We start from the raw sequence: 15,266 nt of genomic DNA on the forward strand, positions 1-15,266 counted from the left end.
GGGGTGACCGCCGACAACGGGCGTCAGGCCTGCTCGCGCCTCTCGTGGAGGCGTTGTTGCGCTGCCTCGACGTACGCCAGGCACGGCGCCTCTGCGCCCGGGTGCTTCTCGAGCAGGTGGAAGATCCACCGGTCCATCGCCGCCATGTAGCCGTTGTCGCCGCCGGGACGGTGCGTCGACCACTTGGCCTTGCCTTTGGCGGCGCAGGTCGTGCAGCTGATCTTGTAGAGGAACTGCTTCTCGCCATCGAGATCGATCTTCACCGTCGCCAGTGGCCCCGCCTCCACGGCCGCCTTTCGCTCACGTGCGGACCTGCTCGCCACCATGTCGCACCCCCTCTCGTCGTCTGCAGGTGAAGCGTACGGCGGCGGACATCTGCCACGTGTCAGGGTGGGCTGGCTCGACTCCGCCCGGTGGCTGCCGTAGCTCGACGGAGCCAGCGCGGTGGCGCAGACCGCGGGACCGGCGATCGCCGGTGCCCTGATCCGGGAAGGTGCGCGCTGGGCGTACGGCGGATCCGGTCTTCGCCGCCTCGCGGTCTCCGACGCGCGTGTGGTTCGCGGGTCAGGCCGTGCTGCTCGTGCTGGTCGTCCCCTACGGCTACATGGAGCGCGACCTCACGCCTTTCCAGCTGGGCCTCTTGTTCGCCGTCGCAGTCCTGGGCGCGTTGCTCGGTGCCGTGACCAGCACCGCCGTCGGCCTTCGCCTGGGCGGGGGCGAGGCGGGGCGGGGCGGCGCGATCGTGTGTTCGCACTCGGTCAATGCGCTCGGGGTTGAGACCTTCCGGCAGGCACGCACCCCGGACGAGCTGCAGGCACACACGAACACCACGTTGCGCTCGCTGAATCGGGCCGTGATCGTCGTGGTCTCGCCCGGTGCGGGGCTGCTGACCGACCGGGTTGGCCTCAGGCCGGTGCTCGCCGCTGCTGTGGCGATCTTCTGCGCCTCGGCGCTGACGTTGGCTATCCAACCCCACCTGGACGTGACTGTGGCCCCGCCGGCGGTGCCGGCGGGGTGGTGTCAGTGGGGATGTCGGGTGTGCTGGGCGTGTCGGGTGTCCCAGTCGTAGGTGTAGCCGTAGCGGCTGGTCCAGGTGAAGGTGGTGGGTCCGGTGCGGACGACGGTCCAGCCGCCGTGGGTCTTGTAGCGGTGGTGGCCTCGGCATAGGGCCGCGAGATTCACGCTGTCGGTGGGGCCACCGCGTTCGGGCTCCACGACGTGGTCGAGGTCGGCGCTGCGTGCTGGTCGGCTGCAGCGCAGGTTGTCGTTGAGGTCGATGACCGGGCGGATGGTGACGTGGGTGTTGGTGCCGTGGCACCAGTCCTTGACCTGGTCGACGCTGATCGCGGACCTGGTGTTCTCGACCCCGGCGACCGCACCCTCCAGGGCACGGTCGGAGAGGTGGAGGTAGATCATCAGCTCCCGCTTGCGCGGGGATGGCCGGTGAGCCGGCACGTCGGCGGGGTCGGTCTGGAGGTCGAGGGTGAGGTCGCGGCGGGCGAGGGCGCCGGCGGCCAGGGAGCGGCGGACGTCCAACGACTCGTCGCATCCCAGGCGGCCGAGCTGGGCGGCACCGGCCGTGATGGCGTCGTCGAGGTCGAGGGCGTCGGCGAGGTCGAGGTCGGCGTCGACGTGGACGGTGCCGTCGAAGGAGACCTGGTTGGTGTCGATGTCGAAGTGGCGGGCGTCGGCGGCTTCCCGGCGGCGCTTGTCGGCTTCGGCGGGGTCGTAGAGCCGGAGGGCGTCGGTGACGGCGCGGTCGATCTGGGCGTAGGAGCACCGGTGCGCCTGGTGTGCGAGGTGCCGGTCGACGTACGCGGCGGCCTCGGGGCACAGGGTCTTGGTGGCGTGCGCGATCTTGCGTGCTCTCCACACCGGCACCCGCCCGGTGGTCACCACTGCCCAGAGTTTGGGGAGCCGGTACCGGAGCTCGAGGGCGTCGCCGAGGTACGTCCGTCCGGCGTCGGTCGACATCCCCAAGGCGAGGGCGAGGTCGGCGACGCAGAACTCGGCGACCAGGGGTGCACCCGGACCGGCGATCGCGAGCTCGCCTTCGGTGCCCTCGACGGTCGCGGCGCCATGGGTGATGGACTCGGCGGGGTGCATGACCGCCCACCGGATCGCGAGCTCCAGCTTGGCGATCTCCGCTGTATTCACGACCTGGTGGTGGGAGTGCAGCGCGGCCAGCACCTGGTCCGCGGAGTCGTACGACTCCCCGAAACCGGGGTGGTGCTGTGCTTCGCTCATGGGTCTAGCCAAGCAGGGGACACCGACAGTCAGAGCGCCCAGAACCCCTTGTTTCATTGAGTTCTGGGTCACGAACAGGTCACGATCCGCGGCCGTCGTCCACACCCGGCGGTTCTCCTTGTGGAGGGTCAAGGACGAACGTATGAACAACCGAAACGCTGCAAGCAGCCGCCATCACCCGCCCGCCGTACCTGGGTAGCTGCCCCTCGGCGCCCGACCCGGACGGACCCGCAGGCCACACTCACCGCCCTGCCTGCCGCGGGGTCGGCGTACGGCGCCTTGGTGGCCGAGCGTGTCGAGACCCCCGCAGCGCACCGTCCTACCTCGGGTGCGGGGGTCTCGACGACGCTCGCTGGCGCTCGCTGCTCGACCACCGGGAAGCCGGGAAGCGGCGTCGACCACCCGCCCGCCCTGCCGACCGCGTGGTGGTTTCGAGGCTCGGCGCTGGCGCGCCTCGCGCATCAACCGCCGGCGTCCTAGGGTCGGAGCCATGAAGACTCGGAACCTCGGCACCAGCGGACTGAAGATCTCGGAGATCGCGTACGGCAACTGGCTGACCCATGGGTCGCAGGTGGAGGAGGACGCGGCGACGGCGTGCGTACGGCGCGCGCTGGACGAGGGGATCACGACCTTCGACACCGCGGACGTCTACGCGAACACGAAGGCCGAGACGGTCCTCGGGACCGCGCTCAAGGGGGAGCGGCGCGAGGGGCTGGAGATCTTCACCAAGGTCTACTGGCCGACCGGGCCGGGCAAGCACAACGACCACGGGCTGTCGCGCAAGCACATCATGGAGTCGATCGACGGCTCGCTGACGCGGCTGCAGACCGACTACGTCGATCTCTACCAGGCGCACCGCTACGACCACGAGACGCCGCTCGAGGAGACGATGGAGGCGTTCGCCGACGTCGTGCGCCAGGGCAAGGCGCTCTACATCGGGGTGAGCGAGTGGCGCGCGGAGGAGATCCGGGCGGCGCACGCGCTGGCCCGGGAGCTCCGGATCCCGCTGGTCTCCAACCAGCCTCAGTACTCCATGCTCTGGCGGGTGATCGAGGCCGAGGTCGTGCCGACGAGCGAGGAGCTCGGCATCGGCCAGATCGTCTGGTCGCCGATCGCGCAGGGCGTGCTGACGGGCAAGTACCTCCCGGGCCAGCCCGCGCCAGAGGGTTCGCGCGCCACGGATGACAAGGGCGGCGCCAACATGATCAAGCGGTGGCTGCAGGACGACGTGCTCGAGCGCGTCCAGCAGCTCAAGCCGATCGCCGACGAGGCGGGGTTGTCGCTCGCCCAGCTCGCCGTCGCCTGGGTGCTGCAGAACGCCAACGTCTCCGCCGCGATCATCGGCGCCAGCCGTCCCGAGCAGGTCAGCGACAACGTCAAGGCGTCCGGCGTCGTGCTCGAGCCGGCGACCTTGAAGGCGATCGACGACGTCGTCGGGCCGGTCGTGGAGAGCGACCCTGCGAAGACCCAGTCCCCGCCGAGCCGCGACTTCTAGTACGCCGGGGTACGTCGGGTACGCCGGGGTACGTCGGGTCAGCGGTAGTCGTCGGGCAGCTGCTGTCCGATGCGCACCCGCGACTTCGGCAGCCGCATGAACTTCATCTGCATCGACCGGGTCACGGCGTAGTAGGTCAGTCCCTTGGCGGACTGCCCCGGGAAGCGAGCGGCGAACGCCCGGCGCAACCGGAACCGCAGGAAGACGAGGTCCATCACGACCACGACGACCGTGCCGAGGAGCAGCGTGTTGCCGATCCGAGCCAGCCCCGAGTTGCCGGAGTAGCCGAGGATCATCGTGACCAGCAGCAGCGGGATGACCAGCTCGACCAGTGAGAACCGGGCGTCCACGAAGTCGCGGACGAACCGGCGCTCCGGGCCCTTGTCGCGAGCCGGGAAGTAGCGCTCGTCGCCGTCCTTCATCGCCTGCCGCACGGTCTTGCTCGACTCGGAGCGCGTCGAGCGCTGCGCGGCGGCAAGCTCCTTGCGCGTGCGAGGGGTCTTGGCGCGCGCCTTGGCGGCGGCCTCCGCCTCCTTGCGGGTCGGGGTGGGGCGGCCCTTGCCGCCGACCTTGGTGACCTCGGGCGCGGGAGCGGACTCTTGCTTGGTACGACGGAACAACGCTGGACCTTCGGTAGCGGGGACGAAACCTCATGCCCAGAGTACCGGCGCCGTCGCCCCGGCTTGATATTGCGCCTAGGGTTGCTCTGAGACGGAACCGTATCGAGAGGGAACACGCAGCAATGGGACTCTGGCAGCGCTTCACCCTGATCTTCAAGTCGAAGGCCAACAAGGCGCTCGACCGCGCCGAGGACCCGCGCGAAACTCTGGACTACAGCTATCAGAAGCAGGTGGACCTGCTCGCCAAGGTGCGCCGGGGCGTGGCCGATGTCGCGACCAGCCGCAAGCGCGTCGAGCTGCAGATCAACCAGCTCGAGCAGCAGTCGACGAAGCTCACCGACCAGGCCCAGAAGGCCATCAAGATGGACCGTGAGGACCTCGCCCGCGAGGCGCTGACCCGCAAGTCCGGCCTGTCGACGCAGATCGGCGACTTGAAGACGCAGCTCGCGCAGCTCCAGGCCGAGGAGGAGAAGCTGATCCTCGCCCAGCAGCGGCTGCAGGCGAAGGTCGAGTCCTTCCGCACCCGCAAGGAGACCATCAAGGCGACCTACACGGCCGCCGAGGCGCAGACCCGGATCAACGAGGCGATGTCCGGCATCGGCGACGAACTCGGTGACGTCGGTGCGGCGATCCAGCGGGCCGAGGACAAGACGGCGCAGATGCAGGCACGGGCCGGTGCGATCGACGAGCTGATCGCCTCGGGTGCCCTCGAGGACGTCAGCGCAGTCGGCGGCGGCGACGACATCGCCCGCGAGCTGGACGCGATGAGCTCCCAGTCCGACGTCGAGGCCGAGCTCGCCGCGCTCAAGGGCGGCAGCACGCCGGCCATCGACGCCGCGCCCGAGGGTGGCGACGTCCTCGACGCAGCACCGGAGAAGCGCAGCGAGGGCGAGCAGGCCTGACCCCTGGCCTCAACCCCAGGCCCGCTTGGGCCATCGGGGAGAATTGCCGCATGGCACGCACACGGTTCGTCGGCGACGCCGGGCTGACCGCCCGGATGACGCTGGTCATGTTCCTCCTCGGCGGTCTCTTCGTCGCGCTCGTCGTCGTCCTGATGTCGCTCTTCTGGAGCGCCGGCGGGGTCGGGATCGCCGTCCTCATCGGGGTCGGCGGCCTCGGACTGGTCTGGTTCCAGTGGTACAAGTCCGACACCGTCGCCATGAAGGCGATGGGTGCCCGCGAGGTCAGCCCCGAGCAGGCGCCCGAGCTGCACACCATGATCGACCGGCTCTGCGCACTCGCCGACATGCCCAAGCCCCGGGTCGGCATCGCCGACACCGACCTCCCCAACGCGTTCGCGACCGGCCGCTCCCCGCAGCGCTCGGTCGTCGTGGTGACGACCGGCATCCTGAAGCGACTGAACGCCGAGGAGCTCGAGGGCGTGCTCGCGCACGAGCTGTCCCACGTCGCGCACCGCGACGTCCTGGTGATGACCTTCGCCTCGTCGGCAGGCATCCTCGCCGGCATGCTCACCCGCGGTGCGCAGTACGGCGCGATCTTCGGCGGCGGCCGCCGCGACAACAACAACGGTGGGTTGCCGATCTGGCTGGTCGTCCTGCTCGTCAGCCTGGTGACGTACGCCGTCAGCTTCGTGCTCCTCAAGCTGCTGTCGCGCTACCGGGAGCTCTCGGCCGACCGGGCGGGTGCCTACCTGACGATGAAGCCCGAGGCGCTCGCCTCCGCGCTGCAGAAGATCACCGGGGAGATCAACACGATCCCGGACCGCGACCTGCGGGCGTCGCAGGCGATGAACGCGTTCTTCATCGCGCCGGCCGTTCGGGGCGTCTCGCTGCGCACCCTCACCTCCACCCACCCGACGCTCGAGCAGCGGCTCGAGCAGCTCGCGAAGGTCCGCGCCGAGCTGGATCGCACCGCCTGATGGGCTTCTGGGACGTCATCGCCGGGCGCAGCCGCCCCAAGGCACCCCAGCTCGACTCGCTCTTCGCGGTGCCGAGCGCGGCCATCACGCTCGAGACCACCCTCGGGCTGCGGCCCACCGGCAGCGGATCGGTCTGCTACCGCGCGGCGTCCGGCCAGGCCTTCCGGCAGGTGCAGGCCGAGGTCGTGGAGCTGCTCAACGCCGACCCCGACGAGCCCGATGTCGAGGTGAGCCAGGACGAGTTCGGCTTCTCCTGGCTGGTCGTGCACGGCGACCCCGACGACCCGGCCGCACTGTGCACCGACCTGCACGCCGTCAACACCTCGCTCGAGGAGCACGAGTTCGGCTCGGGGCTGTTGTGCTCGCTGATCCCGTTCGTCGGCGCCGACGGTCGCCGGGTCGGGCTCGTCTACCTCTACAAGCGAGGCACCTTCTACTGCTTCGCACCCCAGCCAGGTCTCGGCGCGGGGGAGAAGCAGCGGGACAACCTGTTGGAGCTCCAGCTCCGCGACACCCTGGCCGGAGAGCTGCCCATGGAGCAGGACCTCGGTCGCTGGCTCGCCATCTGGGGCGCTCCCGGGCTGTAGACGGTCCGACCCACAGGTAGCCCACAGGAACACCCCACACCCGCCACAGCCCGCACCGCGACAGTCCTCCTGACCGGCCCTTCGGGGCGTTCGATCGTCAGGAGGAGTGCTGGTGCGGATCTCGTTGCGCGGACGGAGGCGGGTCTGGATCGCCGTACCCGTGGCCCTGGCGGTGGCCGCCGGGAGCGGCGTCTGGTTGATGACCCGCGACTCGACGGCGGCGGAGACCAGCACCACGACCACCGTCAGCAGCCAGACGATCGAGCAGACGGTCTCGGCCGACGGGACGATCGCCGCCCGCAGGTTCAGCGACGAGAGCTTCGCGGTGTCCGGGACAGTCACCGAGGTGCTCGTCGCCGAGGGCGACAAGGTGAAGAAGGGCGCCGCCCTGGCCCGGGTCGACGACACCGCGCTGGTCGCCAGCCGGGCCGCCGCCGTGACGTCGCTCGAGGCCGCGGTCACCCAGCTCGACGAGGACGAGGACAACGGCGAGAGCGACGTGCAGCTCGCCGCCGACAACGCCGCGGTCGTCTCGGCCAGGGCCAGCCTCGCCGACGCCCGTGCGGCCGTCGACGACGCGACCCTGCGGGCGTCGATCGCCGGCACCGTCACCAGTGTCGACCTCGCCAAGGGTGATGCCACCGGCACGAGCTCGAGCAGCAACGGCTCGTCCTCGAGCGAGGGTTCGCCCTCCGGGACGGGCGGCGACAGCACGGACTCGGGCTCCAGTTCCGACACCTCGACCGGGACGATCTCGATCGTCTCGACGAACTCGTACGTGGTCGACGGGACGGTCGCGGCGGCCGACGTCGACCAGCTCAAGAAGGGCCTGCAGGCCGAGATCACCGCCACCGGTGTCGACGACACCATCTACGGCACCGTCTCCGAGGTCGGCCTGGTGGCGCAGACCAACGACAGCGGTGCCGCTGTCTTCCCGGTCACGATCGAGATCACGGGCAAGCAGAAGAGCCTGTACGTCGGTGTCGCGGCCACCGTCTCCATCGTCGTGAAGCAGATCCCCGACGTCCTCACCGTGGCCACGAACGCGCTGTCCACCGAGGACGGCAAGACCTATGTCACCAAGCTCGTGGACGGCGAGGAGGTCAAGACCGAGGTCGAGACCGGCGAGACCTACGGCATGGCGACCGAGGTGACCTCCGGTATCGAGGAGGGCGACGAGATCGTCGTCCAAGGCTTCCGGGCGCCGTCCGGCGGGTCCGGCGATCTGCCGCAGGGTGGCTTCCCGGGCGGCGGGATGCCCGGCCTCACCCAGCTGGATGGCGGCGGCGCGATGCCGATGGGCGGGTCCGGCCAGTGACCGCGATCATCGAGCTGGAGCAGATCCGCAAGACCTACCACTCCGGCAGCATCGAGTTCGAGGCGCTGTGCGGGATCGACTCCACCATCCACGAGGGCGAGTACGTCGCCGTGGTCGGCCCCTCCGGCTCCGGCAAGTCGACCCTGATGAACATCCTGGGCTGCCTCGACAACCCGACCGAGGGTCGATACCTCCTCGCCGACGAAGACGTCTCGATGATGACCGAGGTCCAGCTCGCCGAGGTCCGCAACCGCAGGATCGGCTTCGTCTTCCAGCAGTTCAACCTGCTCGCGAGCCTCTCCGCGTGGCGCAACGTCGAGCTGCCGCTGATCTACGCCGGCGTGCACCGTGCCGAGCGCCGCGATCGCGCGGTCGCCGCCCTCGAGCGGGTCGGCCTCGGCGACCGGATCGACAACCGGCCCGGTGAGCTCTCGGGCGGCCAGCAGCAGCGCGTCGCCGTGGCGCGTGCCCTGGTGACCGAGCCGGCGATGATCCTGGCCGACGAGCCGACCGGCAACCTGGACTCCAAGTCGACCGCCGACGTGCTCGGCCTGCTCGACGAGCTCCACGACAGCGGTCGGACCATCGTGCTGATCACCCACGAGCACGAGGTCGCCGGCCGCGCCGGACGCAACCTCGTCATCCACGACGGCCAGATCGTCTCCGACCTCCCGACCGCCCGCGCCGGGGTGAGCGCGTGAACTGGCTGGAGACCGTCCGTGCCGGAGGCGAGGCCGTCCGCGCCCACCGGATGCGCTCGATCCTCACCATGCTCGGCATCGTCATCGGCATCGCCTCGGTCATCCTGACCGTCGGGTTCGGCCAGGGTGCCCAGGACAAGGTGAAGTTGGAGATCGACGCGCTCGGCAGCAACCTGCTGATCATCTCGCCCGGCAGCACGACCGACTCCTCCGGCGTACGCGGCGGGTTCGGGTCCGCGACGACGCTGACCCTCGAGGACACCGCCGCCGTCGCCGACAGTGCCGTGGTGCCGGACGCCGAACGGGTCGCCGCCGTCAGCTCGTCCTCGCTCGCGGTCACCGCCGGAGAGACCAACTGGACCACCTCCGTCGTCGGCACCACCCCGTCGTGGGTGGAGATCCGGGCCCGGACCCTCGCCTCGGGCCGGTTCTTCACCGACGCCGAGGTCAGCAGCGGCGCCGACGTCGTCGTGCTGGGGTCCGACACCGCAGGCGAGCTCTTCACCGTCGGCAACCCGGTCGGGCGGACCGTCACGATCGGTGGGCGGCAGCTGACCGTGATCGGGGTCCTGGACTCCTCGGGCGCGTCCTCCACCGGTACGTCGGAGGACGACCAGGTGCTGCTGCCCATCAGTACGGCGAAGTCGATCACCGGCTCGACCACCAGCGCCGTCTCCACGATCTACGTGGAGGCGACGTCCGCGGACACGCTGAGCGCGGCGTACCAGGAGATCAACAGCCTGCTGCTCACGCGGCACGACGTGACCGCCGCCGACGCCGACTTCAGCATCTCGACCCAGGTCTCCCTGGTCGAGACGGCGAACTCCACGAACAAGACGCTCACCGTGCTGCTGACCGGTGTCGCCGCGATCTCGCTGCTGGTCGGCGGGGTCGGGGTCATGAACATCATGCTGATCTCGGTCACCGAACGGATCCGCGAGATCGGGCTGCGCAAGGCGCTCGGCGCGACGCCCAGCGTGATCGGGCGCCAGTTCCTGGTCGAGGCGTCCATGCTCGGCCTCGCCGGTGGCGTGGCGGGCGTCCTGATCGGAGTGGTCGGCTCGTGGGTGCTGCCGGCGCTCATCGACCAGCCGGTCACCCTGTCGCTGCTCGCCACCCTGGCCGCGTTGGCCACCTCCCTCGCCCTCGGCGTCGGCTTCGGGGTCTACCCGGCCAGCCGCGCCGCCCGTCTCACCCCGATCGATGCGCTCCGCAGTGAATGAAACCCCGCACAGAACCTTGGGAAGGAACCCGATGACCCTCGCCCGCGTCACCCTCGCCACCGCCTCCTCGGTGCTGTTGTTGGCCACGCTCGCCGCCTGCGGCAGCGACTCCGCCGACGACGCCTCCGACGACACCCGGACGGCGGGCGGTCAGGCCGGCCAGCTGCCCGCCGGCCAGGGCGGCATGCGCTCCGGCGCCTCCGGCGAGGTCGCCGCCGTCAGCGGCAGCACCGTGCAGGTCCAGAGCCAGGCCTCCGGCCAGGTGGCCGTGTCGTGGGCGCAGGACACGACCTTCGCCCAGCAGGTGGACGGCACCCTCGCCGACGTGACCGTCGGCTCGTGTGTCGTGGTCACGTCGGCGGACAGCACCGACAGCGAGGCCAGCGAGGTCACGGCGACGACCGTGCGAGTCATGTCGGCGTCCGACGACGGCAGCTGTGGCTTCGGGGGAAGTGGCGGTCAGCGACCCGAGGGCGCCCCGACCGACCTGCCCAGCGACCTGCCCAGCGACCTGCCCAGCGACCTGCCGGACGGCGCCGGTCGCGGGCTCGGGACGGTCGGCGAGGTCACCGCGGTCTCCGGGACCGGCTTCACCGTCTCGGCGACCCAACCGGGCGCCGACGCCGCCACCGACGTGAGCGTCACGGTCGGCGACGACACGACGTACAGGACCACCGCGAAGGCGACCGCCGCCGCTGTCAAGGTCGGGGTCTGCGTGAACGCCCAGGGCGACTCCGACGACACCGGCGCCGTCACCGCGACCTCGATCAGCGTCTCCCAGCCCGTCGACGGTGAGTGCACCGGTGGCTTCGGCATGGGTGGCCCGGGTGGCGGCCGGCTCGGGAGCGCCTGGTGAACGTCGCCCGGATGCGTCGGCCCGGACGCCGTGCGCGCCGGGTGATCGCCGGTGCCGTGGCGGTCGCGGTGGTGGGCGTCGGCTACGCGGCGTACGACGCCGACGACACGTCGTACCGCACGGCGACCGTCACTGTCGGCGACGTCGAGCAGACGCTCGACCTGTCCGGTGCGGTGGAGCCCGCGGGACGCGCCGACCTGTCGTTCGCGACGTCGGGCGACATCAACGAGGTCAGGGTCGAGGCGGGGGACCGGGTCAAGGCCGGCGACGTGCTCGGCACCCTCGACGACACCGGCCTGCGCAAGTCGCTCCGGCAGGCCCGGGCCACGCTCGCGTCCGCCCGGGCGCAGCTCGAGTCCGACCAGGACGCCCAGGCCGACACCGTCGCCTCGTCGAGCTCCTCCTCGAGCTCGTCGTCAGGGTCGGGCAACCAGGACACCGGCGGCTCAAGCGAGACTCCGACCGAGGGCCAGTCCGAGAGCCCGACCCAGAGTCCCACCAAGAGTCCGACCAAGGGCTCGGACGACGCACTCGCCGAGCTGGCGGATCAGCAGCGGGCGGTCACCGCCGCCCAGTCCACGGTCAGCGCGTCGCTGAGCGCCGCGCGCGCTGCGCTGACGGCGCAACAGGCGGCCTGTGCGGCGGCGTTCACGTCCGGCACCTCGACCGACCCCAGCGCCGACCCCAGCGCCGATCCCAGCGCCGCCCCCGCCGCAACCCCGGGCGCCACGACAGACCCGACGGCCGACGATGCGACCGACCAGGCCTGCGCGGACGCCCTCGCCACCGTGCAGACCGCTCAGCAGCAGGTCGCGACCGACCAGGGCACGCTGCAGGCGGCTCTCGGTGACCTCGCCACCACCCTGACCGCGGCGGTGGCCGGGCTCGAGTCCGACGACGAGCCCAGCAGCACCCCGTCGACGAGTACGCCGTCGCCCAGTACGCCGTCGACCAGCGCCCCATCGATCGGTACGCCGTCGACCGGCACCGAAGGCCAGGGCTCCTCGGGCGGGATGACCGTCAGCGCGGCCACCCTGGCCAAGGACCAGGCCGCGATCGACGAGGCGAAGGCCGACCTGGTCGTCGCCCAGCAGGAGCTGCGGATGGCCACGGTGACCGCGCCGTTCGCCGGCGAGGTGGTCGCGGTCGACGCCGCCGAGGGCGACTCGGTGTCGTTCGGCACGGAGGTGTTCGTGCTCGTCTCCCGTGGCACGACGACGGTCCTGGTCGATGCGACCGGCACGCAGGCGCAGCAGCTCGCCGTCGGGCAGCGGGCCTCGGCGACTCCCGCGGGCTCAGACCAGGAGCTCACCGGCACCGTGACCCAGATCAGCACCGTGCCAGACGACTCGTCGACGTACCCGGTGACGATCACGCTGAAGCGCAAGCACTTCGACATCGCGACCGGTCTCAACGCCTCGGTCTCGGTGGTCACCGGCACCGCCGAGGACGTCGTCACGGTGCCCGCGTCCGCGGTCACCGACGGCGCCGTGTCGGTGCAAGACGGCGAGACCGTCTCCCGGGCCCGGGTGACCACCGGCGTCGTCGGCGCCACCAGGGTCGAGGTGGTCGACGGGCTCGCCGCCGGAGACGTCGTCGTGCTCGCGGACCTCGACCAGGCGCTCCCGACGACGGATGACAGCAGCAACCAGCGGCCCTCCTTCCGCCTCGGCGGTGGGTTCGGCGGCACCGGTGGCCCGCCGGCCGGTGGAGGTGGTCCACCGAGCTTCTCCCGGTGACCGCGGTGCAGTACGACGGGTCGTGGATCCAGGCTGGTCGCTACGACAGCGGCGCCTGCTCGGCTGCACAGCAACCTCCCCAACCGAGGTGATGCCGTGCCCCGTGCACGGCGGGAGGATGCTCCCGTCGGGTGGTGACGACCCACCGGGCCAACGATTCGTGCTCAACGCCCCCAGGCGGTCGATACGGCCCGGGTGGCGCGGGCTATCTCGGAGGGACAGTCTCATGTCGAACACCACGCTGGACCACACCCCGTCACCGGAGCTCCAGGCCGCCGCCGACAGCTGGCAGGACGCGACGCTCGCGATCGTCAACTCCGCTGCGTCTGTCGCCGATCTGACCGTCGACGGCATCGACGCGTTCATCCTCGACAGCGACGCGGTCGACGAGACGCGTGCTCTGTTGACGTTCAGCAACCCCGAAGGCGCCTTCGAGGAGCAGGTTGGGGACCTCATCGCCAGGTCCGAGGCCACGATCGACGCCGTGGCCGGAGACTCCGGTAGCGCCCAGGAGGCGGCATCCCGCTCGATTGCGGTCCTCACCGGCAACCTGAACACCGGATACCTCCTGCTGGCCGCTGCGGAGGAGCCGAGTCTGTCGCTCGCCGCATTCGGCCGCACCAGCCGAGGTGTCGACGACCCCACCGACGACACCGCCTACCTCGACGAGCTCAAGTACATCCTGTTCGGCACCCCGCTCCCTGGCCCGGAGGTGCCCTCGAGCGTCAAGGACGAGCTCGAGAAGCTCGAGGTCGCAGGCGGCGACGAGTTCCGTGGCCTCGCGGGCAGCACGGTCATGTGGGCGGTGTTGGGCACCTCGGTCAAGGGTCTGGAAGACCTCGACAAGTCCGGCATCGTCGCGAAGGCGTTCGATGAGGTTCGCGAGGCCGTTCACTGGCTCCGTCGTGGCGCGCTCAAACTCATCCAGTGGACGCTCGCCAGGCTCCAGAACCTCGTCCCCGAACGGTTCCGCGACCGCTTCGACGAGAAGGTCGACCAAGTGAAGGACCACTTCAAGGAGTCCGCCGAGGACGTGTTCAACAACGCCGTGGGCTCGGTGTTCGGCCGGCTCGGAGCTGACCGAGCCTGGCAGGTCGCGATCGGCGCAGGACTCGACGTCACCGCTGAGACAGAGCGGGTGGGACCGGCCGTCGCCACTCACCTCAACCGCATCGCCTGGGTGTCCACGGCTCGCAAGGCAGCCGACGGGGCCGTCGCCTTCATCCTCAGCATCATCGCGAAGCTCGCCAACCTCACCGGCCCGTGGGCGTCGGTGATCGTCGGCGCTCTCGCTCTTGCTGTGTTCGCCTTGGTCGGGTACCAGCTGTGGGACGGGTTCAATGACGTCGAGGGCCTTGCTCCCACCCCCTAGACGTGCGACCTCCGGCTGCGGCGGCCCGAGCGACGTGACCTCGTACGCCGTCCGTAATAATCTGCACGCCGTGACGACCATTGGGGGGACGGACGCGCTGCGCGTCGCCGAGATCGGCAAGTACCACGTGCTGGTCGAGCCGCCGCGCTCGGACCTGCTGGCCCTGGTCGAGATCGCCGCGCAGGTTGCGCAGGTGCCGATGGCGACGATCAACCTGATCACCGACACCGAGCAGCACCAGATCGCCACCCACGGCTTCGACGCGTCGGTGTGCTCTCGCGAGGACTCGATGTGCAACGTGGTCCTGGACGCCGGCGAGCCGGTGATCGTGCCGGACGCCAGTGCGGACGAGCGGTTCCGGCACAACCCCGTCGTCACCGGGGTGATCGGCAGCGTCCGGTTCTACGCCGCCCACCAGCTGCGGACGCCGGAGGATGTCGTGATCGGCACTCTGTGCGTCTTCGACGAGCGGCCACGGTCGCTGACGGACGAGCAGGAGCACGCGCTGGTCGGGCTGGCCGACCGCGTCGTGGACCTGCTCGAGCTGGAGCTGCGGACCCGCGAGCTGGAGCGGTCCAACGAGCAGCTCGCCGCGTTCGCCGGCCAGGTCAGCCACGACCTGCGCAACCCGCTCACCGCGGTGACGATGTCCTTGAACATGATGGGCGACGAGCTGGACGACACCGACGAGGGCCTGACGTTCCTGGTCCAGCGGGCTATCGGCGGTGCGAGCCGGATGCAGTCACTCATCGACGACCTGCTCAAGTTCGCCCGGGTCGGCGGCGAGCTCCAGCGCGGCCCGGTCGATCTCGCCACCGTCCTGGGTGACGTCGTCGAGGACCTGGCCGCGCCGCTGGCCAAGGCCACGGTCATCGTCGGCGACCTCCCTACCGTCCTCGGGGACGCGGTGCAGCTGCGGGCGGTGCTGCAGAACCTGGTCGCCAACGCGGCCAAGTTCACCCGGGGTGACGAGCCGCCTCACATCGAGGTCGACAGTGTCCTGCGCGGAGACCGGTGGCGGATCGAGGTCTGCGACCGGGGTCCCGGCATCCCGGCGGACCAGCAGGAGCGGGTCTTCCAGCCGCTCGCGCGGGTCAACGAGGACGTCGAGGGCTCGGGCATCGGGCTGACGACCTGCCGCCGGATCGTCGAGGCGCACGGCGGCAGGATCGGGCTCATGGACTCGCCGTACGGCGGGACCTGTGCCTGGTTCGAGCTGCCCGTGTAGC

At 70.6% G+C, this 15,266-nt stretch carries 15 protein-coding genes; 12 read left to right on the forward strand and 3 right to left on the reverse strand.

What is annotated here, in order from left to right; translation table 11 throughout:
* Positions 1-23: 23 nt before the first annotated feature.
* A complete protein-coding gene (locus ABEA33_RS24770; RefSeq protein ID WP_345529782.1) occupies positions 24-326 on the reverse strand; it encodes a hypothetical protein in 303 nt (100 codons plus the stop codon).
* Between the two features lie 245 nt (positions 327-571).
* On the opposite strand from ABEA33_RS24770, the gene ABEA33_RS24775 reads away from it, so the two are divergent.
* Positions 572-1,069: an MFS transporter gene (locus tag ABEA33_RS24775; protein WP_345529783.1), complete on the forward strand. Its 498-nt coding sequence runs from the start codon at positions 572-574 to the stop codon at positions 1,067-1,069.
* On the opposite strand, the gene ABEA33_RS24780 is transcribed toward ABEA33_RS24775, so the two are convergent.
* A complete protein-coding gene (locus tag ABEA33_RS24780; RefSeq protein ID WP_345529784.1) occupies positions 1,021-2,247 on the reverse strand; it encodes an HNH endonuclease in 1,227 nt (408 codons plus the stop codon). The two genes, ABEA33_RS24775 and ABEA33_RS24780, sit on opposite strands and share 49 nt — an antisense overlap.
* Before the next feature lie 490 nt (positions 2,248-2,737).
* Here ABEA33_RS24780 and ABEA33_RS24785 point away from each other — a divergent pair, with 490 nt between their 5' ends.
* Entirely contained in the window at positions 2,738-3,742 is a 1,005-nt protein-coding gene (locus ABEA33_RS24785; protein ID WP_345529785.1) for an aldo/keto reductase family protein, read from the forward strand.
* Between the two features lie 38 nt (positions 3,743-3,780).
* Here the strand turns inward: ABEA33_RS24785 and ABEA33_RS24790 are convergent, their stop codons facing one another.
* Positions 3,781-4,362 (reverse strand): DUF3043 domain-containing protein, encoded by a 582-nt coding sequence (locus tag ABEA33_RS24790; RefSeq protein WP_345529786.1) that lies wholly within the window; start codon positions 4,360-4,362, stop codon positions 3,781-3,783.
* A gap of 122 nt (positions 4,363-4,484) precedes the next feature.
* Here ABEA33_RS24790 and ABEA33_RS24795 point away from each other — a divergent pair, with 122 nt between their 5' ends.
* From ABEA33_RS24795 to ABEA33_RS24840, 10 genes are all read left to right on the forward strand, one after another.
* On the forward strand, positions 4,485-5,264 hold the full coding sequence (locus tag ABEA33_RS24795; RefSeq protein WP_345529787.1) for a PspA/IM30 family protein: 780 nt from the start codon (positions 4,485-4,487) through the stop codon (positions 5,262-5,264).
* Positions 5,265-5,314: 50 nt separating this feature from the next.
* Complete coding sequence (htpX, locus tag ABEA33_RS24800) at positions 5,315-6,241, forward strand: zinc metalloprotease HtpX (RefSeq protein WP_345529788.1); 927 nt, start codon at positions 5,315-5,317, stop codon at positions 6,239-6,241.
* Entirely contained in the window at positions 6,241-6,828 is a 588-nt protein-coding gene (pspAB, locus tag ABEA33_RS24805; protein WP_345529790.1) for a PspA-associated protein PspAB, read from the forward strand. The genes htpX and pspAB overlap by 1 nt, the downstream gene beginning before the upstream one ends.
* A gap of 112 nt (positions 6,829-6,940) precedes the next feature.
* Complete coding sequence (locus tag ABEA33_RS24810) at positions 6,941-8,146, forward strand: efflux RND transporter periplasmic adaptor subunit (RefSeq protein ID WP_345529791.1); 1,206 nt, start codon at positions 6,941-6,943, stop codon at positions 8,144-8,146.
* Between the two features lie 5 nt (positions 8,147-8,151).
* On the forward strand, positions 8,152-8,847 hold the full coding sequence (locus ABEA33_RS24815) for an ABC transporter ATP-binding protein (protein ID WP_425577478.1): 696 nt from the start codon (positions 8,152-8,154) through the stop codon (positions 8,845-8,847).
* Positions 8,844-10,070 (forward strand): ABC transporter permease, encoded by a 1,227-nt coding sequence (locus tag ABEA33_RS24820; protein ID WP_345529793.1) that lies wholly within the window; start codon positions 8,844-8,846, stop codon positions 10,068-10,070. The genes ABEA33_RS24815 and ABEA33_RS24820 overlap by 4 nt, the downstream gene beginning before the upstream one ends.
* A 31-nt stretch (positions 10,071-10,101) precedes the next feature.
* Positions 10,102-10,926 carry a hypothetical protein gene (locus tag ABEA33_RS24825; RefSeq protein WP_345529794.1) on the forward strand — a complete coding sequence of 275 codons (825 nt, stop codon included), beginning with the start codon at positions 10,102-10,104 and terminating at the stop codon, positions 10,924-10,926.
* Positions 10,923-12,665, forward strand: a complete 1,743-nt coding sequence (locus tag ABEA33_RS24830) for an HlyD family efflux transporter periplasmic adaptor subunit (protein WP_345529795.1) — start codon at positions 10,923-10,925, stop codon at positions 12,663-12,665. Before ABEA33_RS24825 ends, ABEA33_RS24830 begins: the two co-directional genes overlap by 4 nt.
* Before the next feature lie 226 nt (positions 12,666-12,891).
* The gene (locus ABEA33_RS24835; RefSeq protein ID WP_345529796.1) at positions 12,892-14,037 is read left to right on the forward strand and encodes a hypothetical protein; all 1,146 of its coding nucleotides are present in this window, start codon (positions 12,892-12,894) and stop codon (positions 14,035-14,037) included.
* 70 nt (positions 14,038-14,107) lie between these two features.
* Positions 14,108-15,265, forward strand: coding sequence for a sensor histidine kinase (locus ABEA33_RS24840; RefSeq protein ID WP_345529797.1), 1,158 nt, complete (start codon positions 14,108-14,110; stop codon positions 15,263-15,265).
* Position 15,266 lies beyond the last annotated feature (1 nt).

The sequence above is a fragment of the Nocardioides endophyticus genome (assembly GCF_039543845.1).
Classification (GTDB): Bacteria; Actinomycetota; Actinomycetes; order Propionibacteriales; family Nocardioidaceae; genus Nocardioides; species Nocardioides endophyticus.